General features: G+C 69.8%; 21 protein-coding genes, 1 tRNA gene and 1 pseudogene. 8 read left to right on the forward strand and 15 right to left on the reverse strand.

The genetic code is table 11. The annotated features are described in order from the left end of the window. Window positions 1-175: 175 nt before the first annotated feature. From ACIBB8_RS33995 to ACIBB8_RS34005, 3 genes are all read right to left on the reverse strand, one after another. The gene (locus ACIBB8_RS33995) at window positions 176-886 is read right to left on the reverse strand and encodes a nucleotidyltransferase family protein (protein ID WP_366135113.1); all 711 of its coding nucleotides are present in this window, start codon (window positions 884-886) and stop codon (window positions 176-178) included. Between the two features lie 35 nt (window positions 887-921). Further along, window positions 922-1,335, reverse strand: coding sequence for a hypothetical protein (locus ACIBB8_RS34000; protein ID WP_398958757.1), 414 nt, complete (start codon window positions 1,333-1,335; stop codon window positions 922-924). A 231-nt stretch (window positions 1,336-1,566) separates the two neighbouring features. Continuing rightward, the gene (locus ACIBB8_RS34005) at window positions 1,567-2,703 is read right to left on the reverse strand and encodes an ABC transporter ATP-binding protein (RefSeq protein ID WP_398958759.1); all 1,137 of its coding nucleotides are present in this window, start codon (window positions 2,701-2,703) and stop codon (window positions 1,567-1,569) included. A 228-nt stretch (window positions 2,704-2,931) separates the two neighbouring features. Here ACIBB8_RS34005 and ACIBB8_RS34010 point away from each other — a divergent pair. Then, window positions 2,932-3,005, forward strand: a tRNA-Thr gene (locus tag ACIBB8_RS34010). A 180-nt stretch (window positions 3,006-3,185) separates the two neighbouring features. Continuing rightward, the gene (locus ACIBB8_RS34015) at window positions 3,186-3,386 is read left to right on the forward strand and encodes a hypothetical protein (RefSeq protein ID WP_398958761.1); all 201 of its coding nucleotides are present in this window, start codon (window positions 3,186-3,188) and stop codon (window positions 3,384-3,386) included. Between the two features lie 29 nt (window positions 3,387-3,415). Here ACIBB8_RS34015 and ACIBB8_RS34020 read toward each other — a convergent pair whose 3' ends face one another. The 3 genes and pseudogenes from ACIBB8_RS34020 to ACIBB8_RS34030 form a co-directional block, all read right to left on the reverse strand. Next, window positions 3,416-4,384: a hypothetical protein gene (locus ACIBB8_RS34020; RefSeq protein WP_398958763.1), complete on the reverse strand. Its 969-nt coding sequence runs from the start codon at window positions 4,382-4,384 to the stop codon at window positions 3,416-3,418. Beyond that, on the reverse strand, window positions 4,381-5,796 hold the full coding sequence (locus ACIBB8_RS34025; RefSeq protein WP_398958765.1) for a phenylacetate--CoA ligase family protein: 1,416 nt from the start codon (window positions 5,794-5,796) through the stop codon (window positions 4,381-4,383). Before ACIBB8_RS34025 ends, ACIBB8_RS34020 begins: the two co-directional genes overlap by 4 nt. 553 nt (window positions 5,797-6,349) lie before the next feature. Next, window positions 6,350-6,626, reverse strand: a pseudogene (locus ACIBB8_RS34030) (helix-turn-helix domain-containing protein). A 62-nt stretch (window positions 6,627-6,688) separates the two neighbouring features. Here ACIBB8_RS34030 and map point away from each other — a divergent pair. Next, window positions 6,689-7,456, forward strand: coding sequence for a type I methionyl aminopeptidase (gene map, locus ACIBB8_RS34035; protein WP_398958767.1), 768 nt, complete (start codon window positions 6,689-6,691; stop codon window positions 7,454-7,456). A 446-nt stretch (window positions 7,457-7,902) separates the two neighbouring features. On the opposite strand, the gene ACIBB8_RS34040 is transcribed toward map, so the two are convergent. Next, entirely contained in the window at window positions 7,903-8,895 is a 993-nt protein-coding gene (locus ACIBB8_RS34040) for a LacI family DNA-binding transcriptional regulator (RefSeq protein WP_398958769.1), read from the reverse strand. 127 nt (window positions 8,896-9,022) lie between these two features. Here ACIBB8_RS34040 and ACIBB8_RS34045 point away from each other — a divergent pair, with 127 nt between their 5' ends. The 5 genes from ACIBB8_RS34045 to ACIBB8_RS34065 all read left to right on the forward strand — a co-directional run bounded on the left by ACIBB8_RS34045 (window position 9,023) and on the right by ACIBB8_RS34065 (window position 13,205). Continuing rightward, window positions 9,023-9,943, forward strand: coding sequence for a ribokinase (locus ACIBB8_RS34045; protein ID WP_398958771.1), 921 nt, complete (start codon window positions 9,023-9,025; stop codon window positions 9,941-9,943). A 40-nt stretch (window positions 9,944-9,983) separates the two neighbouring features. Beyond that, complete coding sequence (locus ACIBB8_RS34050) at window positions 9,984-11,330, forward strand: NtaA/DmoA family FMN-dependent monooxygenase (protein ID WP_398958773.1); 1,347 nt, start codon at window positions 9,984-9,986, stop codon at window positions 11,328-11,330. A gap of 34 nt (window positions 11,331-11,364) precedes the next feature. After that, complete coding sequence (locus tag ACIBB8_RS34055; protein WP_398958775.1) at window positions 11,365-11,889, forward strand: flavin reductase family protein; 525 nt, start codon at window positions 11,365-11,367, stop codon at window positions 11,887-11,889. Then, a complete protein-coding gene (locus tag ACIBB8_RS34060) occupies window positions 11,882-12,340 on the forward strand; it encodes a riboflavin kinase (RefSeq protein WP_398958777.1) in 459 nt (152 codons plus the stop codon). Before ACIBB8_RS34055 ends, ACIBB8_RS34060 begins: the two co-directional genes overlap by 8 nt. Window positions 12,341-12,455: 115 nt before the next feature. Further along, window positions 12,456-13,205 carry a nicotinamide riboside transporter PnuC gene (locus ACIBB8_RS34065; RefSeq protein WP_398958779.1) on the forward strand — a complete coding sequence of 250 codons (750 nt, stop codon included), beginning with the start codon at window positions 12,456-12,458 and terminating at the stop codon, window positions 13,203-13,205. A 285-nt stretch (window positions 13,206-13,490) separates the two neighbouring features. Here the strand turns inward: ACIBB8_RS34065 and ACIBB8_RS34070 are convergent, their stop codons facing one another. The 8 genes from ACIBB8_RS34070 to ACIBB8_RS34105 form a co-directional block, all read right to left on the reverse strand. Continuing rightward, window positions 13,491-14,909, reverse strand: a complete 1,419-nt coding sequence (locus tag ACIBB8_RS34070; RefSeq protein WP_398958781.1) for a DUF6177 family protein — start codon at window positions 14,907-14,909, stop codon at window positions 13,491-13,493. A gap of 82 nt (window positions 14,910-14,991) precedes the next feature. Next, window positions 14,992-19,017 carry a type VII secretion protein EccCa gene (gene eccCa / locus ACIBB8_RS34075; protein ID WP_398958783.1) on the reverse strand — a complete coding sequence of 1,342 codons (4,026 nt, stop codon included), beginning with the start codon at window positions 19,015-19,017 and terminating at the stop codon, window positions 14,992-14,994. A gap of 37 nt (window positions 19,018-19,054) precedes the next feature. Beyond that, on the reverse strand, window positions 19,055-20,530 hold the full coding sequence (locus ACIBB8_RS34080) for a MinD/ParA family protein (protein ID WP_398958785.1): 1,476 nt from the start codon (window positions 20,528-20,530) through the stop codon (window positions 19,055-19,057). A gap of 54 nt (window positions 20,531-20,584) precedes the next feature. Then, complete coding sequence (eccD, locus tag ACIBB8_RS34085) at window positions 20,585-21,925, reverse strand: type VII secretion integral membrane protein EccD (protein WP_398958787.1); 1,341 nt, start codon at window positions 21,923-21,925, stop codon at window positions 20,585-20,587. Window positions 21,926-22,030: 105 nt separating this feature from the next. Further along, the gene (locus tag ACIBB8_RS34090; RefSeq protein WP_267003521.1) at window positions 22,031-22,342 is read right to left on the reverse strand and encodes a hypothetical protein; all 312 of its coding nucleotides are present in this window, start codon (window positions 22,340-22,342) and stop codon (window positions 22,031-22,033) included. A 349-nt stretch (window positions 22,343-22,691) separates the two neighbouring features. After that, complete coding sequence (locus ACIBB8_RS34095; RefSeq protein ID WP_398958790.1) at window positions 22,692-23,552, reverse strand: immunity 49 family protein; 861 nt, start codon at window positions 23,550-23,552, stop codon at window positions 22,692-22,694. Window positions 23,553-23,794: 242 nt separating this feature from the next. Next, entirely contained in the window at window positions 23,795-24,661 is an 867-nt protein-coding gene (locus ACIBB8_RS34100; protein WP_398958792.1) for an immunity 49 family protein, read from the reverse strand. A gap of 14 nt (window positions 24,662-24,675) precedes the next feature. Further along, window positions 24,676-26,790, reverse strand: a 2,115-nt coding sequence (locus ACIBB8_RS34105; protein WP_398958794.1) for a hypothetical protein, incomplete at its 5' end; no start/stop codon positions are given.

Below are 26,790 nucleotides of genomic sequence, written 5' to 3' on the forward strand. Positions count from 1 at the left end.
GGGGGGGGGGGGGGGGGGGGGGCGGGGGGGGGGGGGGGGGGGGGGGGGGGGGGGGCGCCGGGGGGGGGGGGGGGGGGGGGCCCCGCCCCCCCCCCCGGGGCGGGGGGCGGGGGGGGGGGGGGGGGCCCCCCCCCCCCCCCCCCCCCCCCCCCCCTCTGCCGTGTCCGCCGCGGCACTACCGGCCGTCCAGCTCCCTCGCCGCCTCGGCCAGGTCCTTCGCCGTGTCGATGGCCCGCCAGTACGCGCCGTGCGGCAGCGGGTATCCGGCCAGCCGCCGCTCGCGGGCCAGCCGGGGGAACGTCGTCCGCTCATGGTCGCCGCGTTCCGGCAGCAGCGCCGTGAACGCCGGCGAGAAGACGTACACACCCGCGTTGATCAGATACGGCGACGGCGGCGACTCGATGAAGTCGGTGATGTGCCCGAACGCGTCCGTCTCCACGGCACCCCACGGGATACGGGGACGGGCCAGAGCCAGCGTGGCGGTCGCATCGCGCTCCGCATGGAACGCAGCCATCTCACGCAGCGAGAAACGGGTCCAGATGTCGCCGTTGGTGGCATACCAGGGCTCTGACGGATCCGGCAGCCGGGCGGCGGCGTACCTCAGGCCGCCGCCGCGGCCCAGCGGCTCCGACTCCACCACGGTGGTCACCCGGAGCGGCAGGACGGCCTCGGCGAGCCACTCCTGGAGCACCTCGGCAAGATGACCGCACGAGACGACGACATCGGTCACGCCCTCGGCGGCCAGCCAGGAAAGCTGATGGCCGATGATCGGGGTCCCGGTGCCCGGGATCTCGACCATCGGCTTGGGGCGGTCATCGGTGTACGGGCGCAGCCGCGATCCCTGGCCACCTGCCAGGATCACGGCCTGCGTCGGATACGTATGCATGCCAGGCACGATAGGCCGTGCCCGGACCGGCCCGGTCAGCTGAACTGCGCGACACCCGAGGCGAACGACGTGTCGCAGACCGGGCGGGAGAACCGGTGCGCCCGCGTCGGACCGTACTGCTCGACCGCGGCGCGGCCCAGCTCCCTGGCGATCGACATGCAGTGCCGGGCGAGCGAGGGGCGTCCCTCGACGGTGCGCTGGAGATGCGTCAGCGCGACGCCCGGGTCCTTCTCCTGAAGCTCCACGAGAAGCCGGTCGCGCAGGATGTCCCGCGGGGTGTGCGACGTGGCGTGCTTCGATACGGTCCGAGCCGACGCGGTGAGGACCTGCGACTCGGAGTTGTGCGCTGCCCACGGCACACGGGTGACCGCGAGAGTCCCGGAGAGGACCATGACGACGGGCAGGACGAGAGCGAGAGTTCGGCCGATGCGGCGCGCGGTGTGGGTCACGCAGCGAGCGTAGCGGGCAGTGATGATGTGACGACATTGCGTCACTCTCGCGGGGGATGGTTCGAGGATGCTTTTCGAATCCCGCGTTGACGACCGCCGGTGAAATGACCGAAGTACCAGGGTATTTGTCGAAGATGCCGGATGTCCGGGCTCAAACCCGTACCCGCGCTTCGGTACGCGGACGGCCCCGCACCACGAGGGGTGCGGGGCCGTCGTACGACGTGTGTGACGTCAGTCGGTGAGACGCGCACCCGTCGAGGTCGAGAACACGTGCAGCTCGTCCGGGCGCGGCACGACGTGCAGCGTGGTGCCCTTCTCCGGCACGGCGCGGCCGCCGACGCGGACGACCAGGTCCTTGTCCGCACCGCCGACGCGCGCGGAACCGTAGACGAAGCCGTCGGCACCGAGCTCCTCGACGACGTTGACCGAGACGGCCAGACCGGCCGGGGCGTCGGCGCTGTCCTTGGAGAGCGACTTGGCGGAGGCGCCACCGTGCTCGACGATGTCGAAGTGCTCCGGGCGGATGCCGACCGTGACCGTGGTGTCGCCCTTGTCCGCGGCGGCGGTGAGCGCCTCGCGGGAGACCGGGACGACGCTGTTGCCGAACTTCACGCCACCGTCGGTGATCGGGACCTCGACCAGGTTCATGGCGGGGGAGCCGATGAAGCCGGCGACGAAGAGGTTGGCCGGGCGGTCGTACATGTTGCGCGGCGAGTCGACCTGCTGCAGCAGACCGTCCTTGAGGACCGCGACGCGGTCACCCATGGTGAGGGCCTCGACCTGGTCGTGCGTGACGTACACGGTCGTGATGCCGAGGCGGCGCTGGAGCGACGCGATCTGCGTACGGGTGGAGACACGGAGCTTGGCGTCGAGGTTCGACAGCGGCTCGTCCATCAGGAAGACCTGCGGCTCACGCACGATGGCGCGGCCCATCGCGACACGCTGACGCTGACCACCGGAGAGCGCCTTCGGCTTGCGGTCCAGGTACTCGGTGAGGTCCAGCATCTTGGCGGCCTCTTCGACCTTCGCGCGGATCTCGGTCTTGTTGACACCGGCGATCTTGAGCGCGAAGCCCATGTTGTCCGCGACGGTCATGTGCGGGTAGAGCGCGTAGTTCTGGAACACCATGGCGATGTCCCGGTCCTTCGGCGGCAGGTGCGTGACATCGCGGTCACCGATGCGGATCGCGCCGCCGTTCACGTCCTCGAGACCCGCGAGCATGCGCAGGGAGGTCGACTTGCCACAACCGGAAGGACCGACGAGGACGAGGAACTCACCGTCCGCGATGTCGATCTCGAGCTGGTCCACGGCGGGCTTGGTGGAGCCGGGGTAGACGCGGGACGCCTTGTCGAACGTGACACTGGCCATGCGGAATCTTCTCCTCCACCGGCAGGAACGTGCCGGACGATCCGAGTAGGGAGTGGTCTGGTCCACCTGGGTGAACCTGCCGTGACGCTACCTGGCCATGTCGAATCTGTCAGTAGTTCGAGGACGACTGATATCTCGCACGGGGACGTGGCGGACGCTTCGTGGATCAGGAGGTGGGCTGCTGTGTAGAGTGAGGGAGCTTGCGCGCGCGGCTTTGGTGTGCGCGTTGCCTCCTTAGCTCAGCTGGCCAGAGCGCCGCACTTGTAATGCGTAGGTCGTCGGTTCGAATCCGACAGGGGGCTCAGGCGGAACCCCAGCTCAGATGCGTTCTGAGTTGGGGTTCTTTTGTTCAGCGGACGCGACGACGCCGGGTGCGGGCCGCGCGGGTGTGCGCGGCCCCTCAGTTGCGGCTTCGGGCGGGGCCCCCATCATGCCGACGCTGGGCGCGGGAGATCCGGGCCCAGGCACCCGAAACCATGGGGATGATCTGGGGTTCGAAACGCAACCCGTCACGGCGGGCCCTGGTGCTCTTCGAAGACCGCCTCGCGGACTGTGCGGACGGACCACTGGAAGCACTGCCGTACCGCAGCATCCCGGACCTCGGCTCCCCCGACGGCATCAAGGAGGCCAACCAGCTGCTGGAGCCCCTCCGTTCGGCGATCAAGGAGCTGCTCCACCACTGATCCCGACACCGCAAGCCCACCTGACCTGGTCAGCTACCGACCGGGGAGTGTTCTCTCGGGGAACGCTCCCAGGGCTCGTCGGCGGTGGCCGCGCTCGCGGGCTCCTGCTTGTCGTGGGCTGTCACGAACCGCGCGGGCGGCCGGACGTCGGCCATGCGCCGCTCCGGGCCGCGCCGCCGCAGCACGAGGTACCCGCAGAACGCGGCCGGGCCGAAGAAGATCTGCGCGGGCACGATCTGCGGAAGGTGTCCGGTGAGCGCCTCGACCGTGACGGGTGTCAGCGTCGGGACGAGCGCGCCGAACACGGCGACCAGCCCAAGAGCCCAGGTCAGCCCCGCTCGTCCGTATGCCTTGTAGGCCACGGTGGTGAAGAGGGCGTACACCAGGAGGTCGCCCATGCCCACGACGGCGCCGAACTCGCCGACGCGCAGCCCGGCCGACGGTGCGAAGGCGTAGCCCTGCACCGCGTTGAACAGCTTCTGGGTGAGGGGGACGACGGTGGCGAAGAACAGGTCGTACACGGCGAGCGCCAGCGCGAACCGGGAGACGTGCCGCAGCTTCAGGCCGCCCTGCGCGTTGAGGTTGGCGGCGCCGACGGCCATCAGCATGATGACCAGGCTGTTGACCAGCCAGTACGGCGTGGCATGGGTGGGATCGTCCTCGGCGCTGCGCGCGGTGAGCCAGTCAGCGACCAGCAGACCGGCGATGAGCGACCAGCGCAGTGGTCCCCGGCGGACGACCGGCCCGTAGCCGACCGCGAGACCACCGGCCAGGGTCAGCCCCAGCACGGGGGGCAGCAGCCAGCCCGGAAGAGAGAGATACAGGAAGGGCAGGACGACGACGAAGCCCATCATGATGACCATGTCGTTGCCGTTGAACACGCCGACGGCCGGCCGGGGCAGGGTGACTCGCCGGAAGTAGGTGACCGAGGCGAGCGAGACGCCCAGGGCGACGGCGAGGGTCACGAGGACGAAGAACGCGCTCTGTGCGGCGGTCATGCGGCCCGCCCGGCGGAGGCGAAGCTGTTCTCGACCAGATCGCAGCGGTAGCGCCGCAGCTCACGTCCTTCTCCCGGTACGACGTCGACGGTGGCGTCGAGGCCGGCCTCGGCGAAGTGACGCGCGATGTCGCTCGTCTCCGGCACGGATGAGGCGGCCACTTCCACATGCAGGCGCCCGTTCACAACGTCGGCGCGGTGGCGCACGGGCCAGCACGCGCCGGGCAGCGCGTCGAGGACCTCGATGATCTCACGCGGGGTCACCGGGCCGTCCTGGGTGCGCAGCACATGGTCCGCCTTTCCGAGGATGTGCGAGGTCGCCGGCACGTTCGCCATTTCGCAGGTGAGCGGTGCGTCGGACAACTGCCGCACCAGGTCTCGGGTGTCGTAGCGGAAGAGCGGCATGCACTCCCGGTACGGGAAGAAGGGAGTGGCGACGATGGTGCCGAGCGCTCCCGGTGCGGCCGGTGCCCCGGTGTCGAGGTCGCACACCTCCACGAGGCCGATGCCGGCGTCGATGTGAAGGTGTCGCTGTCGGCAGATCGCGCCGGCCACCGGTGTCACCTCGGTCATGCCGTAGCCGTCGTGGACGGGGGCGCCGAAGGTTTTTTCGGCGGCCTCCGCAAGGGCGGGCGAGAGCACTTCGCTGCCGACGTTGATGCGGCGCAGCCGGAAGTCAGTGGGGCCGAGTCCCCGTTCGCGGGCCGTGTGGGTCAGCTGTCCCAGATAGCTCGGGTAGGTGACCATCAGGGTCGGCGTCGATGGGCCGGTTCCCGCCATGAGGTCCAGTGTCTCGGCCGGTGGGATCAGGCCCACCATGCGGATCGCCGCTCCTGCCAGGCGGGCGACCTGCATCTCTGCGTATGCCGTGCCGGTCGCCCGGGAGCTGATGCTGAACTGGACCAGGTCGGTGGTGCGGACGGTGCCGCGCAGCACCTGGGAGAGGGCGACGAGCGCGGGCCACAGGCGTTCCTCGTAGCGGGAGTACCAGACCTCGGTGGGCCGGCCTGTTGTCCCCGTGGTCCGGGAAGCGAGGAAGGGCTCGCTGCACAGGAAGTCGCGGGCCCGCTCGACCAGGTCGGCCTTGGTGGTGACGGGCACGCCGGTGATGTTCTCGATGGTCAGTGCGGCGGGGTCGACTCCTGCTGCCGCGAAGTGGCTGGCGTAGAAGGGTGACTTGGCGGCGAGGCGTTTCGCGGTACGGCGCAGGGCCTTGTTCGTGAGGTCGGTACGCATCTGCGGGTCTGCGGCAGCGCCGCGCAGTAACTGTTCGACGTCCTCGCCGGGGGAGCCGAACTCGGCAAGTGTCGCCAGCGCATCATCGACGAGCCTTTCGGCAGAGCGAACATTGATCGGACGGCCGAGCACCATGGCCAGCGCCATCCGGAACTGCCGTATCCCCGCGTCGAACATGGTCCTCCCCCGCCCGTCCCGACCCCTTACTGTGCCGGGGTGGGCGGCCATGGCCGCCCACCCCGTTTCCGCGTCAGCTGGGGCAGTTGGTGAACAGCACCGCAGCCAGGGAACCCATGACGTACTTCGTGTGCTTGAGCGTGGAAACGATCGCGGACATACGAAAACCCCCTTGTATCGCTCAAAACTGAGCCCTCACCGATCAGTGAAGGCGCATTGATCCTCAAGCGACGCAACGTCTGCTGTCAAGGAGTCGTCACACGATCAAACTTCCGCCGCCAAACATTCAATTGGCCTGTTTCTACGGCGAGTTCGCGCAACGCGTGATCCGGAATCCGGGCCGCGGGCGCGGGGGAGCGCTTGCTGGAGGGGTCGATCTTGACGAAGTGCACGGGACCATCCCCGCGGGTCCGCGGGGTGCGAGGGCATCGACAAGGCACTCGGCGCCGCGCGTGAGGGGTCAGCTCTCGAAGCCTTCGGCGTTGACGTAAGAGTCCGAATCGTGCTGCGTCGGGAACATCCGATTCTCAGCCGGATGGCGCACGTCCGACGGTCACGCCGACATGGCCTGCCCGCCGCCTTCGACGTCTTCTGTGCAGGCGACGGCGAGGTCGTCCGGGGACAGGTGCTGGGCGTGGGCCAGGGCTGCCACGGTGAAGAAGGCCGGGGCCGGGGCCCGGCCGGTCTCGATCTTGCGGAGTGTTTCAGCGGGGCACCTCGGCGGCTGCTGCCACGTCGACCATGCTGCGGTCACCGTGGGCCTGGCGGAGCAGGATCCCGAAGCGCACTCCGCGTTGCCGCTCTTGCGGACGCGAAGGAACTCTCACCATGTCCGTGATACTAATACCGGTATAAGTATTGGAGAGCGTCGTATCGCAGGGAGTCACGACACATGGTGGAGATCAAGACCGACACGGCACTGGAGAAGATGCGAGAAGCTGGACGGGTCGTGGCCCATGCACTCGCAGCCGCCCGCGCAGCGGCAGCCGTGGAAGTTCAGCTGCGCGAGCTCGACGAAGCCGCCCGCACCGTTCTCACCGAGGCCGGCGCACGTTCTCCGTTCCTGGGCTACCAGCCCGCCTTCGCCCCGGTCCCCTTTCCCGCCGTGATCTGCGCATCCGTGAACGACGCCGTCTCGCACGGCATCCCCGACGACTACCGCCTTCGCGACGGCGACCTGGTCAGCATCGACTGCGGAGCCGAACTCGACGGCTGGACCGGCGACGCCGCGATCAGCTTCACCGTCGGCACCCCTCGCCCCGCAGACCTCGAACTCATCGCCGCCACCCAGCAGGCCCTGGACGCCGGCATCGCCGCCGCCACTGTCGGCCATCGCATCGGCGACATCGCCCATGCCATCAGCACGGTCGCCCGCAAGGCCGCCTGCGGCATGCCGGCCGACTTCGGCGGCCACGGCATCGGCCGCCAGATGCACGAAGACCCCCACGTGCCCAACCACGGACGCCCCGGCCGCGGCTTCCCCCTGCGCCACGGCCTCGCCCTCGCCATTGAACCCATGCTCATGGCCGGGGGTCGCAACGACTACCGCACCGACTCCGACGGATGGACCCTGCGCACGATCGACGGCAGCCGAGCCGCCCACATCGAACACACCATCGCCATCACCGAGGACGGCCCCCGCATCCTCACCCTGCCCTGACCTCGGATCCGCTCACACACGGCAGCCGGACACATCGGCCACTCCACGGAAGCGCCGACCGGCGATCACGGCTGCTACCGGCGCCGAGTCCTCGTTGGCAGTACAGGCAGCCCTTGAATGCGGAGCGGGCGGCGCGTCGCCGCAGGGCGATTGACGGTTCCGAACCACTCGCCCGAGATTGGCCGTTTCCCTTCCATGCCTGTGGCTGCCCGAGCCGTGTCGCTCACCTTGGCCGCCTCCGAGCGGCACCGGCTCAAGAAGATGGCCTGCGGTCACAACGTCCGGAACGTGTGCCAGATCCCGGAACTCGTGCTTACGGGCACCGCGTCCGTCGGCCCGGCCGGAGGCGCGGTTCTCCCGCGCCGTGAGACTCACGCACCGTACGAATGGGCCCGGGAAACTGCCTCAGAGCCTGTCGGGCGCTGGACCAGCGACGTGACAACTCGTCAGGTTTCCACGTCGGTTGAGGCGCGAACGACGAGCTGAGGAGGGAACCGCTCGACCCGTTCGGTTCGTTCGCGGCCGGGTGCCTGAAGCAGAGTCAGCGCGCGTTCGGCCATGGCGGACAACGGGTGGCGGATGGACGTGATAGGCGGGTCGAGGAGCTTGAGTATCTCGGTGTCGTCGAACCCGGTGACGGCGATCTGCCCGGGTACGGCGACCGATGAACGGTGCAGCGTGCTCACGAGCCCTACGGCGAGGACGTCTGCGCCGCAGACGACCGCGTCTACCTGGTCGCGCTGTTCGATGATGCGGCGCCCCGCCGTCCGTCCGGCGTCGGTGGTGAAGCTGGGCAGGAGGATGGTGGTGGCGTCGGGACCTTGCACCTCGGTGAAGGCTGCGAGCCGTTCGGCACCCGAGGAGGAGGCCTGATCGGCGGCGATGAGAGCGATCCGGTGCCGCCCGATGCCCTTCAGGTGATCGACGAGAAGCCGGACCGCGGACGCGTTGTCGAGTGTGACGGCGACGGTGCCGGATCCTTTGGCCCATCGGTCGAAGAGGACGACGGGGTGACGTCTGGCGGCATTGTGGATGGCGGGTCCGGACGCGTTGGCTGATACGGGGACGACGAGCAGGCCGTCCACCCGGCCACCGAGCAGGGTGTCGATCTGCTCGGCCTCGATCGCGGTGTCGTTCGCCGCGTCGGAGACCACGAGCGTGCCGCCGGCAGCACGCACGTGCTGTGCGATGGCATCGGCGAGTTGGACGAAATAGGGGTTGGCGAGCGTGGGGACGACGACACCGATGGTGCCGGTGGTGCCGGTGCGCAGCGCCCGGGCGGAGTGGTTGGGCTGGTAGCCGAGCCGGTGCGCGGCCTCTTCGACGCGGCGTGCGAGTTCGGGATCGACGTTGCGCGGCGTGCTGGCGAGAACGCGTGATGCCGTCGCGCGGGAGACGCCCGCGGCCTCGGCCACGTCGAGGAGTCGGGGCGCTGTCACGTAGGTGTCCCTCTCGGTCGGTGGGCGGATGCGCCATGGCGGTGGGGCAATCGTTTACGACGAGGCTACTTGACGGCGCGTAAGCGCTGGTACAGCATGTCGGAAATCGATCTCCCAGGGGGTGTCAATGTCGTCCATCACCGTCGTCGGTTCGGTGAATCGCGACTTCGTCCTGACCGTCAAGGGCCTGCCGCACCCCGGCGAGACCGTGCTCGCACGCCACTTCGTGGAGGGGGTTGGTGGCAAGGGTGCCAACCAGGCCGTCGCGGCCGCTCGCCTCGGATCGCGGGTGCGTCTCGTCGCCAGGGTCGGCGCGGACGCGGCCACCATCCTCGACGCGCTCGCGTCCGAAGGCGTGGACGTCGATGCCGTGCGGTCGGACGAGCGGGCCACGACCGGAATCGCCGCGGTGGTCGTCGACGACGCCGGCGAGAACACCATCGTCGTGAATCCGGGGGCCAACGCCGACCTTGGTGTCCAGGACCTGCCGTCCCGGCTCGTCCGGTCGGCGGGAGAAGTCGTCGTCGTCCAGAACGAGATCGCACCCGACGTGGTCGACCTGGCGGTCCTGCGGGCCCGCGAACAGGGCGGGGTCGTCGTCCTCAACCCCGCCCCCGCTCGCCCGATCGATACGCGGGTACTGGCCGCCGTCGACGTCCTCGTCCCCAACCTCGGCGAACTCGCCGCACTTCTCGGCACCGACCGGCCCGCCACCGTCGATGATGTGCGAGGCCTGCTGGAGCGCGCCGCGCTCCCGTGCCGGGCCGTCGTGGTGACACTCGGGGCGGACGGCGCGATCCTGAAGAAGGCGCACAGCACAAACACCACGCACATCCCCGCGCCGTTCGTGGACGCCGTCGACACCGTGGGCGCCGGCGACACCTTCTGCGGTGCCCTCGCGGACGCCCTCGGACGCGGCACCGACCTTCCGGCCGCAGTCGAACGCGCTGTGCAAGCGGCGTCGCACGCCGTCACCGGCCTCGGCGCACAGGCCTCCATGCCCTACCCGGACCAGCTCGACGTACCCGCAGTCACCTCTGCTTCCTGACACCCCGCGGGTCACCCACCAGCACTACGGAGAACCACCCATGAGGAACCTCAAGCTCGGCGTGTTCGAGAACGCGCAGACCAATGCGAGTGGCACGGCCACCTGGCGTCACCCCGACAGCCGACGGCATCTTTTCGACACTCTCGAGTACTGGCGCGATCTCGCCGCGATCTGCGAGGACGCCAAGCTGGACTTCCTGTTCCTCGCCGACGCCTGGGGCTGGTCCGAGATCAACGGCACGCGCCCGCCCATCGCCACGGAGGAGACCCTCGACCTCCCGCGGCTCGACCCGATGGTCGTGGCGTCCGCGCTTCTGTCCACGACGACCAACCTGGGTCTCGTCATGACAGGCTCCGTCCTCGTGGAACCGCCGTACGCGTTCGCGCGCCGCATCGCCACGCTCGACCAGCTCTCCGGTGGCCGGATCGGCTGGAACATCGTGACGACCGGCACGGCCGACACCGCGGTCAAGGCGTTCGGCATGGAGATGGTGGCGCACGACGACCGCTATCGGATGGCCGAGGACTTCCTCGACCTCGTCTACAAGTACTGGGAGGGGGCCTGGGAGCCGGACGCGCTGGAGAAGGACAAGGACGGAAGGTTCGCCGACCCCGCCAAGGTGCACCTCGTCACCCACAAGGGCCCGTTCTTCCGCTCGGAGGGGTACGGCAATACCGCGCGTTCCCCGCAGGGCACGCCCGTGCTGTTCCAGGCAGGGGCATCGCCCGCCGGTCGCCGGGTCGGCGGCCGGCACGGCGAATGCATGTTCGTGGGGAGCGGCTCGGTCGAGCAGCTCGCCGGGCACACCGCCTCCATCCGTGAGGAGGCGGTCAAGGCGGGTCGTCGAGCCGACGACGTGAAGGTGATGTCAGCGTTCTCGTGTGTCGTCGGTGCGACGACATCCGATGCGGAGCGGCGCTATCAGCGGATCCTCGACGCTCAGCGGCCCGAGGTGACCGTCGCCAGCTATTCCATGTTCACCGGGCTCGACCTGTCGTCCTACGCGCCCGAGACGCCCATGACGGATCTCTCCACCGAGCTGTCGCAGACCCAGGTGGCCCGCTTCGCCGGTAAGACGGTCGGCGACGTCCTCGCCGACTGGCACACCCACGGCGTCGGAGCGCGGCCCGTCGTCGGTACGGCCGAGGAGATCGCCGACGAGATCTGCGCGCTCGCGGAAGGCGCCGACCTCGACGGATTCCTGCTGTCCCCGACGATCCAGCCGACCTCGACGACGGACTTCGTCGAGTCGGTCCTGCCGATCCTGCGGGCACGCGGAGTCTTCCGCGGGGAGTACACGGAGGGCGAGAGCCTGCGCGAACGACTCACCGGAGCATCCGACCGCGCGCTGCCGGCCAGCCACCCCGCGGCACAGTACCGGCACTGAAAACAGAACTCGCGACGAAAGGATGTCGAAGACCATGGCCACGTCTGCCCACAACCCGCCCGGGGCATCCGCGCCGGCGGAGCTGGACGCGGCGACGCTGCGACAGACGTTCGGGGCCTACCCGACGGGTGTCGTCGCGATAAGCGCGCTGCGCGGGAACGAACCGGTCGGGTTCGCGGCGAGCTCGTTCGTCTCGATCTCGCTCCAACCGCCCATGGTCGCGGTCAGCGTGGCCCGCACCTCGACCACCTGGCCGCGCCTCGCGGGGGCACCCGTTCTGGGGCTGAGTGTGCTCAGCCGCGGTCAGGGTGCGCTGTGCCGGCGTCTGGCGTCCCGGGAGGTCAACCGCTTCGAGGGCGTCGAGTGGAAGGCGACGCCCGAGGGCGCCGTCGTGATCGAGGACGCCGCGCTCTGGCTGACGGCTCGGGTGAGCGCGACCTACGACGGTGGCGATCACGAGATCGTGCTCATGGAGTTGATGACGACTGAACTGTTCTCCGGCGTGGAGCCACTCGTTTTCCACACCAGCCAGTTCCGCGAGCTCATCCCCCATGGGTGACACCCTGACCGTCCACACGCACCTCACGGGTGCGGTGGTGCACGGTGCCGGCCGAGGCCGTGGGCTCGGGTTCCCCACCGCGAACGTCGCGGCCGATCCCGACTCGCGGGTCCCACCGTCTGCGATCTACAGCGGCTGGGTCGTACGCCACTCGACCGGCGCCGTCCACCGCGGAACGATCAGTATCGGGTCGAACCCGACCTTCTGCGACACGGCGGATGTACATGTCGAGGTGTACTGCCACGACACGTCGGACGAGTTCTATGGAGAGCGCGTCGGACTGTGGTTCGTCGCACGGATTCGAGACACGGTGAAGTTCGCGTCGCCCGACGAACTGGTGCGCGCCGCCCGGCAGGACGTCCTGCGGTCCGAGGCGCTTCTCGCTTCCGACCGCGGGCGGCGCGTCCTCACCGATGCGCTCGCCGCGTACGAAAAAACCGTCTCCGCCTGAGACATCACTCCGCACGGACTCGGCGCGCACTGCCGAACTCCATGCGTCATGACGGGCCCGGTCCGGGCCCATAGCCCACGCTCAGCCTTGCTCCGAACGAACGAAGGTGTTAGCAATGAGCACATTCCAGTGGCTGAATGAGCAGTTCAGCCTCTTCGGTGTCCCCGTCTACTGGTCCGACTTTCTGGGCAACATCCTGGCGCTGGCGACCGTTTGGCTGGCGTTGCGGCGATCGCTCGTGGCCTGGCCGGTGCAGATCCTCGGGTCGGTCCTGCTGCTGATCGCGAGCCTGAACGTCCATCTCGGAGGTAACGCCGCCCGGCAGATTGTGATCATAGCATCGGCGTCGTGGGGGTGGGCAACTTGGCGGCGCAGCAGGGAGAAGGAAGGCGCGATCAACGTCCGCTGGGCATCGTGGCGGGAGCGGGCCGTGCTGATCGCCGTCATGGCCGCTGGGACGTTCGCGTTCGGCGCCCTGCTCAAGTCGACCGACGCGTCGTTCTACCCGGGTGCTCCCTGGTGGATGGTCCTCGCGGACGCCTGGATCTTCGTCGGCTCGATCCTGGCGATGTACACCCAGGCCCGGCGGTACGTGGAGTTCTGGTTCGTCTGGCTGGCCGTCGACCTCGTCGGGGTGCCCCTCGCCATTCATTCCCAGCTGTACTTCTCCGGGATCGTCTACGCGATCTTCTTCATCATGGTCGTCATCGGGATCCGCGACTGGGCGTCTCACAGCAAGGACCAGGAGATCGCCTCGCCGCTCGAGCCGGCTGTCGTCCTGGAGAGTCGGAACGAGAACAGCACATCACCGGCTGCGGGGTCGTACGTCACCCGGCCGGGCACAGAAACGGCAACGGGGTCTTGAACTGCTGACTGACTGATGGTCACGGTCGCGGACACGAATCGGCCGACGGCACCCGGCGGGGCGCTCGGAACCTTGGACCGACCGGCACATGTAGGCGGCGGCGCGCGGCCCGCCGGCCCGGTGCCCCGGCTGGCAACGTCTGCCCCGTCGGGACGCCCGGCGAGCTTCCCCAACGCACCAGCTCGGAACGCACCGGTCGCTCTGCGCGAGCCAAGTACGTCACGAAGGCCCGGGCCGGATCCGATCCGGCCCGGGCCTTCGCCGTTCGTCGGCCCCGAAGACCGGTCAGGCGCCCTTCAGGTGTCGCATCAGGCGTTCGAAGTCCTGCCAGCCCGACAGGTCCGACGGGTCGCCCGGCAGCGGGTAGTACAGCGCGGGGCGGGTCTTCGGGCCGAGCTGGACCGGGGGCTCGGACAGGGGGGTGCGGCGGGCGCGGTCGCCGGGCATCTCGCGGACCTCTTCGGCGCCCAGCACGAAGGCCAGGGGGACTCCGGGGCCCTCGAAGCGGGGTGGCACCGCCAGGTCGCGGCGGGCCTTGCGGATCTGGACCAGCATCGACTGGAGGTGGTGGCGGGTGGCGAGGATCTCCGCGGCCCTGGGCAGGGCGCCCAGCGGCATGTCCTCGTCGGCCCCGTAGCCGAGCGCCAGGGTGACGTCCTCCTCCACGCCGCCCGTCGTACGGCTGATCCGGACCGTGGCGAGAGCGGGCCGGTCCGGGCTGCCGACCACCACCGCCCAGGTCGGCTGGGGCGCCCGGTCGTAGGCGACATCGGTCAGTTGGCGCAGTGACCAGGGCAGGTTGGCGGGTTCCGCGGTGCCCCAGCCCGCCGGGGGCTCGCCGGTGAGCTCGCGCCACACCGCCTCGATGGAGCCGCCGAGAACGAGGCGCTCGTCCGCGGGGTGGACGGTACGGAACGAGACGGCCAGCTGGCGCTCGCCAGTGTCGGCGACCTCCTTGAACGACGCGGCCACCGGGGTGCGCGGGTCCTCGGGGGTGGCGTCGGCTGCCTCGACCGGTGCGAACAGGCCGTTCTGCCAGCGGAGCACGGCCCCGGACAGCCCGTCGTAGTAACCGTCCCGTTCGTCCTGCACGACCCAGCGCGACGGCCAGCCGGGGAAGCTGTTGCGTACGGCGGGGGAGAGTGTGACCCCCGGGGCGGTGACGATCTGGAGGCCGAGCTCGGCGTTGGCGGTGGCCCGGAAGGCGTCGGAGAGCCAAGCCGTCATCGCGACCACCGGGCGGTCCTGGATGACGACGGCGACCTTGTCGGTGAGGGCGTCGACGGCGGGCTGTGCGGCGGCGGGCGTGGGTGCGACGCTGACGCCGTCGGTCTTCACCACGGCGAGGGAGCGCGCGGCCTCCGGCGGCCAGGCGGAGCCGCCGGCCACGGCGACGATCCGGGCGGCGAAGGTGCCCGCGATCCGCTCGGCCTCCTCGACGCCGGTGGTGGCGCGTGCCTCCGTCCACCAGAACGGGACCTCGGGCGCGGTCGCCCCGAGGAGCCGTTCCGCCTCACCGGCGACCTGGACGAGCAGCGGTGCCTCGACGGAGACGAGGGGCCGGCCCTCCGGGTCGCAGAGCTGCACGACGGCGTCCTCGCCGGCCGTGTCCACCAGCTTGTCCGGGCCTCCGGAGAGCAGACCCGCGATCACGCCGAGCGGATCGGGCATTCTCGGGGTGAGGGCGATGACGTCCTTGGTCATGTGGTCGTCCGGTCCTTCGTCGTCCGTGGCGTGGTTGTCCTGCGTGGTGCGGCCGTCGTGACGGGGACGGCTCCCGGGGGCGTCACTCGGTGGTGTACACGGTCTGGATCAGGCGGTTCGACTGGCCCCTGCGGACGAGGACGCCGCGGCCCGGGGGCTGCTGGGTGGCGTACACGCCGGGGAACAGCTGGCCTTCGCTGCGGTCACCCGCCATGAGGACCGCCGAGGCGCCGGACTCGCGCAGGCCCTGCACCAGTGGTTCGTACATGCCGCGCGACGCGCCGGCGACGCGGCGGGTCAGCACGAAGTGCAGCCCGATGTCGACCGCGGACGGGATGTACGGAAGGAACGGGGCGAGCGGGGCCAGTCCCGCGGTGGTGAGTACGTCGTAGTCGTCGACGAGGACGACGATCCGTGGTCCGCTGCCCCAGCTGCCGGGCTCCAGGTCCTCGGTGTCCGCGCTGTCGTCGGGCAGCCGCTTCTCCAACTCGGTGGCGATACCCGCGGCGAGGCCCGCGCACATCTTGGCGTTGTACGCGTAGCCGCCGCGGAACTCCTCGGGGATCGCGCCGCGCAGTCCGCGCCGCGGGTCCATGACGGCGAAGACCAGTTCGTCCTCGCTGTAGCGCTCGATGAGTCCGCCGGCGATGGTCTTGAGGAGGTTCGTCTTGCCGCACTCGCTGTCGCCCATGATCAGCAGGTGCTGGTCGTGGTGGAACAGGTCGAGCAGTACGGGCGCGAGCGCCGTCTGGTCCAGGCCGATCGGTACCCGCTTGGGCTCGGCGACCGGGCCCGGCAGCAGGTGCGGCTCCAGGATGTGCGGCAGTACCCGTACCGGCTGGGCGACGTCGCCGCTCCAGGTGGCACGGATCGTGCGGGCGGTGCGTTCCAGGACGGCGCCCAGGTCCGAGGTGTCGGCGAGCCCGTCCGTGCGGGGCAGCGCGACCTGGGTGAAGAGCTTGCCGTCGGTGAGGAGACGGCCGGGCTCGTCGGGCGCCAGGGTCTGTGCGAGCTTGCGGTCGATGCTGGACTCGCTGGGGTCGTTGAGGCGCAGTTCGACGCGGGTGCCGAAGTTGGACTGGGTGGCGATGCGGACGTCGTTCCAGCGGAGCATGCCGGCGACGACGTGGATGCCGTAGCCGCCGCCGCGCTTGAGGATGTCGACGACCGCGTCGTCCAGCTCGTCGAAGTCGTCGCGCAGTGCGCCGAATCCGTCGATGATGAGCACGATCTCGGCGGAGGCCAGTTGCGGCAGCCGGCCTGCCGCGTGCAGGGTGCGCAGCTGCTCGACGGAGTCGATGCCATGTTCCCGGAAGAGGTCCTCCCGGACCGCGAGGGCGCCCCGTACCTCTTCCACGGTGCGTCCGGCGCGCTCACGGTCGGCGCGGCCGGCGACGCCGCCGACGTGCGGCAGGTCCGCCAGCGCCTGGAGGCCGCCGCCGACCAGGTCGAGGCCGTAGATCCCGACTTCCTGCGGGGTGTGGGTCAGGGCGAGCGAGAGGGCGAGGGTGCGCAGAAGGGTGGTCTTGCCGGACTGCGGGCCGCCGATGACGGCGGCGTGGCCGCCTGCCACGGTGAGGTCCAGGTACCACTGGCCCTGCCACTGCTTGGTGGGGTCGTCGAGCAGGCCGAGCGGTACCTGGAGCGGCCCGCTCCCGCCCGTCGCCCGGCCACCACCCCTCAACGAGCGCTCCGCGCGCCCCCGCTGATTGGCGAGTTGCATGCCGCGCGGGCCGACGTCCAGGGGGCCCGCGACCTTGTCCAGGGAGATGGCGGAGGGCAGCGGCGGCAGCCAGATGCGGCGTACCGGATCGGCGGCGTTCTGCAGCTGGTCGACGATGACCCCCATTTCGGTGGGCCCGGTCTCGCGGCGTCGGACCGTGGGCTCCCGGTCGCCCGTGTTCTCGTTCCTGGCAAGGGTGTTGAACGCCTCGTACTCGAGGGCGAGGGGTCCGGACTCGGCTTCCTCGGCGCGCTGTACGGGGCCGCGGTAGGCGCCGGAGACGTAACTCGCCTTGAAGCGTTCGTAGTGGCTGGTGTCGACTTTGAGGAAGCCGAATCCGGGCAGTGGCGGCAGGTGGAAGGCGTCGGTGGTGTCCAGCACCGTGCGGGACTCGTCGGCGGAGAAGGTGCGGAGGCCGAGCCGGTACGAGAGGTAGGTGTCCAGGCCCTTGAGCTTGCCGCCCTCGATGCGCTGGCTGGACAGCAGCAGGTGCACGCCGATGGACCGGCCGATGCGGCCGATGGACAGGAACAGGTCGATGAAGTCCGGTTTGGCGGTGAGCAGTTCACCGAACTCGTCGATGACGACGAACAGGTGGGGCAGCGGGTCCAGGTCGGGCCGCTTGTCGGCGCGGAGCGCGGCGTAGTCGCCGATGTCGGCGACGTTGCCGGCGTCCTTGAGGACCTGCTGGCGGCGTTTGACCTCGCCGGCGAGCGAGGCGTGGACCCGCTCGACGAGGCCGGCCTGGTTCTCCAGGTTGGTGATGACGCCGGCGACGTGCGGCAGGTCCGCGAACGGCGCGAAGGTGGCACCGCCCTTGTAGTCGACGAGGACGAGCGCCAGGTCCTCCGGCGGGTGGGTGGCGACGAGGGCGAGGACGAGGGTGCGGAGCAGTTCCGATTTGCCGGAACCGGTGGCGCCGACGCACAGCCCGTGCGGGCCCATGCCGAGTTCGGAGGACTCCTTCAGGTCGAGGAGGACCGGTTCGCGGGAGTCGCTGACGCCGATCGGCACGCGCAGGAAGGAGCGTTCGCCGCGCGGTGCCCACAGGTGCGACAGGTCGAGCCGGGCCACGTCGTCGATGCCGAGCAGGTCGGCGAAGTCGACGGGTCCGGACAGCGGTGCGTCGACGAGGGATTCGGCGGCCAGGCGCAGCGGCGCGAGCATCCGGGCGAGACCTTCGGCGAACGGGATGCTGACCTCGTCGACGGTGCCGTGGGCGCTGATCGGTTCCTGCTCGCGCAGGTCCTCGATGAGTACCTGGTCGCCGTCGACGGTGATGCGTACGCCGACGTGTCCTGGTTCCTGGATGCGTTGTTCGAGCAGGTGCAGCATGGTGACGCCCATGTCGCGCAGCCCCACCGCGTCGTCGGGGCACGGCAGGTCCACGGCGTCCTCGCCGTGCCCGTCGGCCACGACGAGGAGCCGGGACGTCATGGACAGGGCGTCCTTGCCGGACAGGCCGCGGCGCACCTCGGCCGCGTACGAGGCGCGGCGGCGCAGTTCGGCGCCGATCTGCCGGGCGAGCTGGGGTGCGGACGGGGCGATGCGGCGGGCGGCGACGGGGCCGTCGAGCTGTTCGGTGTCGAGCAGATGGGGCATCCACTTGGCCCATTCCCAGTCGGCCAGCCGGTCGCCGGGCACAGCGAGTGCCATGGCCACGTCGTCGGGGGCGTGGGTCGCGGCGGTCTGGACGAGCAGGGCGCGTGCGACGCGCAGGCAGTCCTCGCGGGGGCCGATCACGCTGACGTTGCCGACGCGGTCGAGCGGGACGGTGAGCGGGAGTTCGGTGCCGGTACGGAACCGGGCCATCAGGGCCGATGCCTCGTTGAGCATGAAGCGGTCGGGAGGTGTGAGGACCGAGGAGCCCTGCTGGGCGACCTTCAGATCGCGTACGGGCATCTCACCGGTGCCGACACGCACCCGCAGGAAGTCGTCGTCGGCGCGGCGGCGTTCCCACAGCCGGGCCGGGTCGCGCACGATGTCGTACAGGGCGTCCGGCGGCGGGGTGAGAATCTCGGTCCGCTCGCGCCGCTCGCGTTCCTCGCCGGAGAGTTCCTCGCGCAGGTCCTCCAGATAGGCGAGGTATGCCTCGCGCTGGGTGCGGCGGGTGCGTTGCGCCTTGCCGCGCTGCGAGAAGACGAGCGCGACGGATCCGATGACGGTGACGACGAGGATGATCGCGCCGAGCCCGGCGAACTGACTGTTCCGTACGACGGTCATCATGATGACGGACGACATGACGCCGGCGACGGGCAGCAGCGACATGGCGATGTTGCCCGATTTCCCCTCGGGGAGGTTGGGCGGTGCCTCGATGGTGCGTGCCTCGGAGGGGGCCGCGGGCCGGGTGGTCCTGGCCGGGCGGTGGATCAGTCGGGTACTCATCGGCGTCCGTCACTCACGGTCGGGCTCGGCATCTGGGTCAGTGGCGCTTCTGGGAGAGCTGGAAGACGTCCGCGGCGAGGCGGGTGGCGGCTTCCCTGGTCGAGTGAGCGAGCAGCTCGGTGCGGATCAGGCCGCCGGCCGCCAAATGCCGGTCGTACGGCAGGACCTGGACGCTCGCCCCGGTGGACTTGAGCTTCTCGGCGGCCTCGGCGAGGTCGAGTCCGGGGTGCGGCACGAGTTCGGTGAGGACGACGACCGTGCCGGCGATCACGTGCTTCGGAAGCCCCTGCATCCACTGGAGCACCGAGTAGGTGCTGGTGACGCCCTCCAGCGTGGCGGGCGCGGTCAGGATGCGGGCCTGGGCGGCGGAGAGCGCGACCCGGGCGACCTCGGCGGGCAGTGTCTCGCAGTCGACGACCGTGACCCCGAAGTAGCGGCGCAGCGAGACCATGACGCCCTCGTACGCCCTGCTGCCGAGCATCGCGCCGATCTGACCCTGGCTGCCGGGCAGCAGCCAGGCGTTGCCGGGGAGCTGGACGAGATAGCCGGTGATGTCGAGCAGCGACATCTGCGGTTCGACGATGCCTGCGAGGTCGCCGATGGTCCAGCGGAGCGATTCCGCGCCGAGCCGCAGGGGCAGCGAGCCGAGCGCCGGGTCGGCCTCGACGACGAGGACGGGGTCCTGCCGGTAGTGCGCGTACGTGGTGCCGAGCAGCGCGGCGACGGTCGTCTTGCCGGCGCCTCCCCGGATGGAGGTGACGGCGATCTGCCGTCCGGTCGTCACGGGCTGCTGGAGTACCTCGGCGACCCGGGTGATCTCGGCGACCTCCTTCGCGGCCGACGAGGAGACGGTACGGCGCACGGCGCGGGTGGCGCGCGAGGCGAAGGACTGCCCGTGCCGCGGCTTGCGTCCGGCGGTGACGAGGCTCTTGTCCACGACGGGCCGGGAGTCGGGGGTGCGGTGGGCGCTGGTGGAGGGGGTGTAGGCGGCCTGGGGCTGCTGCCCCTGGTACGGCTGAGCCTGTTGCGCCTGTGCCTGTTGCGCCTGTGCCTGTTGCGCCTGTGCTTGCTGTGCCTGTGCTTGCTGTGCCTGTGCTTGCTGTGCCTGTGCTTGCTGTGCCTGTGCTTGCTGTGCCTGTGCTTGCTGTGCCTGCGCCTGCTGTGCCTGCGCCTGCTGTGCCTGTGCTTGCTGTGCCTGTGCTTGCTGTGCCTGCGCCTGCTGTGCCTGTCGAGCTTGTTGGGCCTGCTGCGCCTGGTACTGCTCCTGCTGCTGGTACTGCTGCGCCTGCTGGTGCTGCCCGGCGGGGGCGGCCGGGTGGCCGGCGTGCTGCACCGGCGGGTACCCGTAGCCGGCGTCCGGCGAGGGTGCGCTCTGCGCGGGCAGGCCGGGGCCGGCGGGGGTGCCCTGCGGCTGTCCGGCGGGGCCCTGTGGGCCCTGCTGCGGCGTGCCCTGCTGGGTGGCGCCGCGCAGGTCGCGCAGCACGTCACCCTGCCAGTTTTCTGCGTTCGGCATGTCAGCCCTTCTTTTTCCGCCCTGCTGCCCCGCTCGGAGCGCCTGAGCGTCGACTCAGAACTTGTTGAGCAGCTGTCCGTACAGACCGAACGCACCGACGGCGAGCGGGAAGAGCCCCACGACGCCGATGGACTCGACCAGGTCGCCCATGCGCCGCAGCCGGACCTGCACATGCTCGGGCGGCTGCACCGCCAGAACGAGCAGCGGCAGGAGCGCGGCCGCGCACAGTACGGCGAGCGGCCCGGCGCCGCCGGAGTGGTGCATCCACACCATCACGAGGCGCACGACGAGGACCGCGGAGGCGGCGAAGAGCGCCACGACCTCGGCGACGAGCGGGAAGGCCCGCGCCCGGGAAAGCAGGACGAGGGCGACGAGGGAAGGGAGCGCCATGGTCCACACCGTGGGCTTGTCCGCCTGGGTGAGTAGCCAGCCGCCTGCCGCCGCGGAGACCGCGGTGACCGTCGTGGCGAGAGCGAGGCCGCGGTGCGTGGCCGCGAGCGCGTTGCCGACCTGGTGGCGGCTGACGGAGATGCCGCCGGAGCGGCGGTCGTCGAGTGCGGTGAGCCCGGAGGCCATCAGGGCGAGCCGGGGCAGCAGGCCGAGCAGCACCACGGAGAAGACGGCCATCACGGCGCCGAGCCGGGACAGGTCGCTCTGGACGGCGGCGACGGCCTCCCACACCACGGTGACAGCCGCGGTCGCCATGGCGCCGATGAGTCCGCCGCGGCCGAGCGGCGAGAAGTAGCCGAGGAGCAGAAGCACCACGACAAGCGCGGCCGCGACCGCCGCGAGCCGTGCGGTGCCCGGCCAGTCGTAGGCGTCGGCGGCGGTCCAGGCGGTGAGGATGCCGAGCCCGCCGGAGGCGAGCAGCAGCGCGGTGGCGAGTCCGAGGTTGCCCTGGCCGATCCTGGCGACGAGCGCACCGGCCGCCAGGAGGACGAGCGTGACCGCGCCGAGCGCGCCGGCGAGGGCGCCGAGCTCGAACTCCTGACGGGCGAGCAGTGCGGCGATGATGGCGAAGCTGACGGTCGCCACGCCCGCGCTGGCCCGGCGCGCGGCGGGACGCCAGCGCCACGCCTGCAGGTCGAGGTCGTCGGCCACCAGGTCGGTGACGTCGTGCACGACGGGGGCGGGCGGCGCGGAGTGGGCACGGACGAGGCGGAGCACGGCGCCGTCCGCGATCTCGGCCGAGGAAAGGGTGCTGTCGTGCGGCAGCGCGGAGCCGTCCGATGTGATCAACTGTCGTGTCATCGGGCGGGATGCGGCTCGGTCGTCCAGCAACTGCAGTATGTCCGGAAGCAGTTGGCCGATCGGGGTGTCCGAGGGCAGGACGATGTCGGCCCGGCGTCGCTCGCCGACCAGGGTCACCCGGCTCAGTTGAGCCCGGGAAGTCATTGTTGTGCTCACCACTTTACGGGAACCTATCGTCGCGACGTTGAGGACGGGGGCGGACCGGACACGCCCATGCGGTTGCTCACGTGGGCCGTCGGGCGGTCAGGATTACGGTGAACCTGGGCTGGATTTACCGGACTTGTCTGGTTTCGCGGTCGGCGTCGGCTGCTCGTACTGCTGTTCCTGGCGCTGCTGCTTCTCCTGCTCGGCCTTCTGCTTCGCCAGCGTGTGCTGGAGGAAGGACCATCCGACGCATCCCGCGCACAGGACCGCCGCGATGGCGATCCCGGCGAACACCTTGCCGAGTCGCTCGTCCGCCGTGCGCCGCGACCGCTGCACGCCGAACAGCAGTGCGTCCCGCATCCTGCGGCGGCGTACCGCCACTGACTCCAGAAGCTGGCTGTCGTAATCCCGTGCCATCAGTCGTCCGCTGCCTCAGTCGTCCGTTGCCTCAGTCATGGTCGGCGAACCGTCGGTCTCCGGCCGGAGGTACTCCCGTACGGCGGCACGTGTCCGCGTCGGCCGTCGCGCGAGGCGGGTAAGGCGTCGTACGTCCCCTGCATGAACGTTGCCTCGTCGAGCCACTGTCTGCGTGTGTTGCGGCATACGGATTCCCCCTTGTATTGCCTTCGCAACATAAGGCATGGACAAGTCAGCAGTACAACCCGGATCCGGGAGTGGGACAGACCCCGGACGATCACGAAGCGGAGCCAAAGGACAGGAAGCAGGGCGATACCGACGAGAAGCCTGCGACTGGAGAGGTCCGGGCTCAGGTGGGGAATTCGCCGAGCCAGCTGCGCTGGAGAAGGTGCTTGGGCAGGTAGGCGGACTCCACCGTGAGAGGGATCTCGCCGTCGTGGGCGAGGCAGGCGATGGCAAGGGGGCCCAGAGCGATACGGCCATCAGGATCCTTGGCCCGGTCCTCATCGGCGGTCCAGTACGCCTGGTGAAGCTCAAGAGCCTCCACCAGAGCCTGGTTGAAGCCCTCCTCGTCCCTCCGCGCGAAACGGTGGAACAGATTGATCGGCGGGTACAGCACACCCTGGAGCAGATCACGGGGAGTGACCGAGGCCGCTTCGGGATAGGACCCTTCGATCGCGGCCACCAACTTCTCCACCAGCCCCGGGCGCTGCAGCCAGTACGTCTGCAGAGCGTCCACCCAGTGGTAGATGTACTCGTCGTATGCCCCCTCGGGCGAACGCAGACGATCCAGCGGAATCTGGCACAGCTGCGTCATCCTTTTCTGGTCACGGCACACGATCGCCAGCCAGAACGCTGTCAGCCAGTTCCCCGCGTCGGCGAACGAACGCGGTCCGATGGCAGGGAGAGTCCGGATCTCACGATTGATACGGCACTCGACGGTCCCCTCGGTCGCTCCCGTCACGGCGAACAGCGCCGACCCGACCTGCATTGCGGAGACCACCGCCTCCCAGGTCTCCAGTTCCGCGGCCTCCGGATCGACCGTGCAGCGCGCCTCCACATGGAGAAGGGCAGTACGGAACGTGGAGTCGATCATGGTCGGCGACGATTCGAGGCGGGCGACGGAGCTGGCCGCGCTCTCGCCGAGAGCCTCGGCCCAGCGTGCGGAGTTGGGTCCAGCCTCACCATGCCGGGGAACAACAACCGTCACGGTGTGCTCCGTTCAGCGATATCGAACTGCCTCATGGGACAGCCGGCATACGTGCCGGCATTTTTCGCCCTTGACGACGACGTAGTCCAGCTTTCCTGCATCAAGTGCGGCGTCCAATTTGTCCGCGAGGAGGAGTTCATCGATATTGCTTTCTCCTCGCTTCCTCATCTCCGCGATCAGTATCGGTGTCGAACCGCATCGTCGCCCGAACAGGACGAGCCCCGTCACCCGCGTGCCGAAGCTCAGGTGTCGTACTCGCCGATCCAGCTGCGCTGCAGAAGAGCCTTGGGAAGGTACTCGGACTCGACCTCGATCGGGATGTCGGCGTCAAAGGCCATGCAGGCGATGGCCAGCGGGCCGAGGGCGACCAGGCCTTCGCCGCTGAGCGAACGGGCCTCGTTGGCGGTCCAGTACTCCTTGTGCCAGGTGAGAGCGTCGACCAGCGCCGCGTTGAACTTCTCGGTGTCCTGGCGCTGGTAGCGGTGGAAAAGTTCGAGGGGCGGATAAAGGATTTTCAGCATCAGCTCTTCGCCGGCGATCTGTGCGTTCTCGGGGTCGGTTCCGTTGACCGCGGTCACCAGGGTGTCCCAGGTTTCCCGGCGGCCGAACCAGGCGTTCTGCAGGGTTTCCACCCATGCGTAGATGTACTCGTCGAACTCCGCACCGGACTCACGGAGGAACGAGACGGGTACCTGGGCCAGCCGGTTGAGGCGTTCGTTCTCGCGGCAGATCGTCGCCAGGTAGAAGGAGGTGAGCCAGTCCCCTGCGTGGAGGTACTCCTGGGGGCCGGTCGCGGGAAGGTTCTTCACCTCGTCCCTGCTCCCGATCCGGCACGGTACGGGCCCCTCCGCCGCCGAGCCGGAGATGAACAGGGCGGAGCCGACCTGCATGGCCGTGACCCACGCCTCCCACGTCGGGAACTCCGTCGCCATGGGGTCCGTCAAGCAGTACCACTTCGCCGCAGTCAGTGTGTAGCCCAAGGCGTCGAAGCGGTCGAACTCGGAGGCCTCAAGGTCGTCGAGCACCTCCTCGCCGGCCTTGACGATCGGTGCCATGGTTTCGGCCGCGTTGTCCGTAGGGAATTCGTGGCGGGGAATGCGCGTGACCATTACCCCTCCTCTCACTAGATCTTCAAATGCTCAAGCATGGCACCAGCGTAGGAGGAGCCGACGGGGTCATGTGCCTTCACCAGGACATACTGCAGCTTTCCCTCCTTCAACGCGTTACGGAGCTCCGTCGCGATCTCGGCGTCGCGCCCACCGCGTTTCGTCATCTCGCCGAGGATCGTGCGGATGTACAGCCTGGTGCCCTGCTTGACTCTCATGCCCTGGGCCCCGCCGTTGTCCCCGACGTTCGGGTTCGCCGGGTCCTCCGGGTCGGCACGGCCGTGACGCCAGTCGAGGTCCCCGGACGGCGCCTTTGCCTCGACGATGAGGCGTTCCCCGTTGTCGCCGGTCCTGTACACCTGGTCGAACATGTTGGCGCCGTTGGGCGTCTTCGGGAGTTCGATCACCTCGGCGTGCGGGAACTGGTGCGGAACCACGTGCAGCGCGGCGGCCTTCTCGCCCAGCGCCTCGGAGATCTTGCTGTTGTTGGGCACGTCACCGAGTTGGTTGGCGTACGCCTCCTTCGCCTTCGCGAGGCTCTCCGCCGCCTCGGCGGTCGGTGTCGCTTCGTACGCCTTGGTTGCGTTGGTGAGGTCCACCGAGGCGGTGCGCTTCGCTGCGGCGTCGTCGAGGGCGGGCAGATTCCCTTCGGGCACGGTGTCCGTTCCGAGCGGCTTCGACCCGAACTTGGTCTCGGACGGGCCGCTCGGCAAGTCGTGCGCGGCGACCCAGTCCCCCTCGGCGTTCTTGGCCAGCTGAGGGAGTTCGGCGCCGTCCACCACCTTGATGCTCCTGCGGCGGCCGAGTATGTCGTAGTACTTGTTGAGCCACTTTCCGCCAGGCTCGTTGGCCTTCCGGATGTGCTCGTCCTGGATCTCCTTCAGCTCCGCGGCGCTCAGCTCGCGGTCCCCACCGCGGCCGTTTCCGGTGCCCTCGTCCGCGCGGTTCGCGGGCGCCTCCGCGTCGTCGGCAGCGTGCCCTGCGTCGTCGGCGGCGTGGCCCGCGTCGTCCGCGGAGTGCCCCAGGCCGTCGAGGCCGCCTGGGCCGGTCGGACCGTGGCCGTGGGGGACCCCGTGGTCGGTGGTGGAGCCGCCGGGCAGGTCGTGGCCGCCCGGGGTGGGTGTCTCGGTGCGCTGTCCAGGCACGTTGTTGTCGCCGACATGGCTGCCGGACCCGGTGTGGTCCAGGCTGTTGCTCGGCATGTTGTCGCCGACATGACCGCCTGGGAGGTTGTCTCCGGTGTGGCCGGTGGGCATGTTGTCGCCGAGGTTGCTGCCGGGGAGGTCGCCGCCGATGCGGCCTGCCTCGCCCAGGTCGGAGCCGAGGTGGATGACGTTGTCCCCGGCGTTGGCGCCGACGTGGGCCGCGTTGTCGGTGGTGTGGGCGCCCGCGCCGACCAGGGCCGGTTCCCTGTCGGGGGAGGGGGAGCCGGTGTGCGGGGTGTCCGCGCCCGTGTCCGGGTCGATGTCCGGGGAGCCTTCCGGGCGGGCGTCCTCGGCCTTCTGGAGGACGTTGCCGTTCTCGTCGAGGAGGTTGCAGTCGTTGTCGAAGTAGCGGGCGGGTGCGCCGGGCTCGGTGGGGAGCTTCGTGGCGCCTTCGGGCAGCACGGGGACGTCGTCGGGGAGCTTGATGTTGCCGTCGGGGAGCTTGACCGCCCCGTCCGGGATCGCCGCTCCCTCGGGGAGGTGCACGGCCCCGTCGGGCAGCTTGAGGGAACCCTCCGGCAGCACGATCGCATCGTCAGGGAGCTTCGGGATCTCGATGTTCTCGATTCCCTTGAGACCTTTCGCAATGTCGCCGATTTTGGAGAGGCCTGCGCCGGCTCCTTTGGCGATGTAGGTCATGGGGTCGATGACCTTGCCGGCTTTGCCGGCGGCGGAGAGGGCTTTGGCGACGGCTCCGGCCTTGCCCGCGCCCGACACGCCGGCGCCTGCGCCGCCGGTGAAGACGGTGGTCAGGACGTTGAACGTGACGGCTCCTGCGGCGCGTCCGGGGTTCTTGCCCCATTCGTCCCAGGCGACGAGTGCTTTGCCGGTCTCCTTCATCGCGGTGCGGGAGTCACGGAGCCAGGAGGGGAGTTTGTCGTCGGGCAGGGCCCAGAACAGGGTGCCGGCGCCGGGGATGGCGGTGAT

Source organism: Streptomyces sp. NPDC051286 (assembly GCF_044455345.1).
Lineage (GTDB): Bacteria > Actinomycetota > Actinomycetes > Streptomycetales > Streptomycetaceae > Streptomyces.

Bases quoted from the DNA above. Each gene is read 5' to 3' on its own strand.
- ACIBB8_RS33995 (WP_366135113.1), bottom strand. From the start codon at position 886: ATGCATACGTATCCGACGCAGGCCGTGATCCTGGCAGGTGGCCAGGGA.
- ACIBB8_RS34005 (WP_398958759.1), bottom strand. From the start codon at position 2,703: ATGGCCAGTGTCACGTTCGACAAGGCGTCCCGCGTCTACCCCGGCTCC.
- ACIBB8_RS34015 (WP_398958761.1), top strand. From the start codon at position 3,186: ATGATCTGGGGTTCGAAACGCAACCCGTCACGGCGGGCCCTGGTGCTC.
- ACIBB8_RS34020 (WP_398958763.1), bottom strand. From the start codon at position 4,384: ATGACCGCCGCACAGAGCGCGTTCTTCGTCCTCGTGACCCTCGCCGTC.
- ACIBB8_RS34025 (WP_398958765.1), bottom strand. From the start codon at position 5,796: ATGTTCGACGCGGGGATACGGCAGTTCCGGATGGCGCTGGCCATGGTG.
- map (WP_398958767.1), top strand. From the start codon at position 6,689: ATGGTGGAGATCAAGACCGACACGGCACTGGAGAAGATGCGAGAAGCT.
- ACIBB8_RS34045 (WP_398958771.1), top strand. From the start codon at position 9,023: ATGTCGTCCATCACCGTCGTCGGTTCGGTGAATCGCGACTTCGTCCTG.
- ACIBB8_RS34050 (WP_398958773.1), top strand. From the start codon at position 9,984: ATGAGGAACCTCAAGCTCGGCGTGTTCGAGAACGCGCAGACCAATGCG.
- ACIBB8_RS34055 (WP_398958775.1), top strand. From the start codon at position 11,365: ATGGCCACGTCTGCCCACAACCCGCCCGGGGCATCCGCGCCGGCGGAG.
- ACIBB8_RS34060 (WP_398958777.1), top strand. From the start codon at position 11,882: ATGGGTGACACCCTGACCGTCCACACGCACCTCACGGGTGCGGTGGTG.
- ACIBB8_RS34065 (WP_398958779.1), top strand. From the start codon at position 12,456: ATGAGCACATTCCAGTGGCTGAATGAGCAGTTCAGCCTCTTCGGTGTC.
- ACIBB8_RS34070 (WP_398958781.1), bottom strand. From the start codon at position 14,909: ATGACCAAGGACGTCATCGCCCTCACCCCGAGAATGCCCGATCCGCTC.
- eccCa (WP_398958783.1), bottom strand. From the start codon at position 19,017: ATGAGTACCCGACTGATCCACCGCCCGGCCAGGACCACCCGGCCCGCG.
- ACIBB8_RS34080 (WP_398958785.1), bottom strand. From the start codon at position 20,530: ATGCCGAACGCAGAAAACTGGCAGGGTGACGTGCTGCGCGACCTGCGC.
- eccD (WP_398958787.1), bottom strand. From the start codon at position 21,925: ATGACTTCCCGGGCTCAACTGAGCCGGGTGACCCTGGTCGGCGAGCGA.
- ACIBB8_RS34090 (WP_267003521.1), bottom strand. From the start codon at position 22,342: ATGGCACGGGATTACGACAGCCAGCTTCTGGAGTCAGTGGCGGTACGC.
- ACIBB8_RS34100 (WP_398958792.1), bottom strand. From the start codon at position 24,661: ATGGTCACGCGCATTCCCCGCCACGAATTCCCTACGGACAACGCGGCC.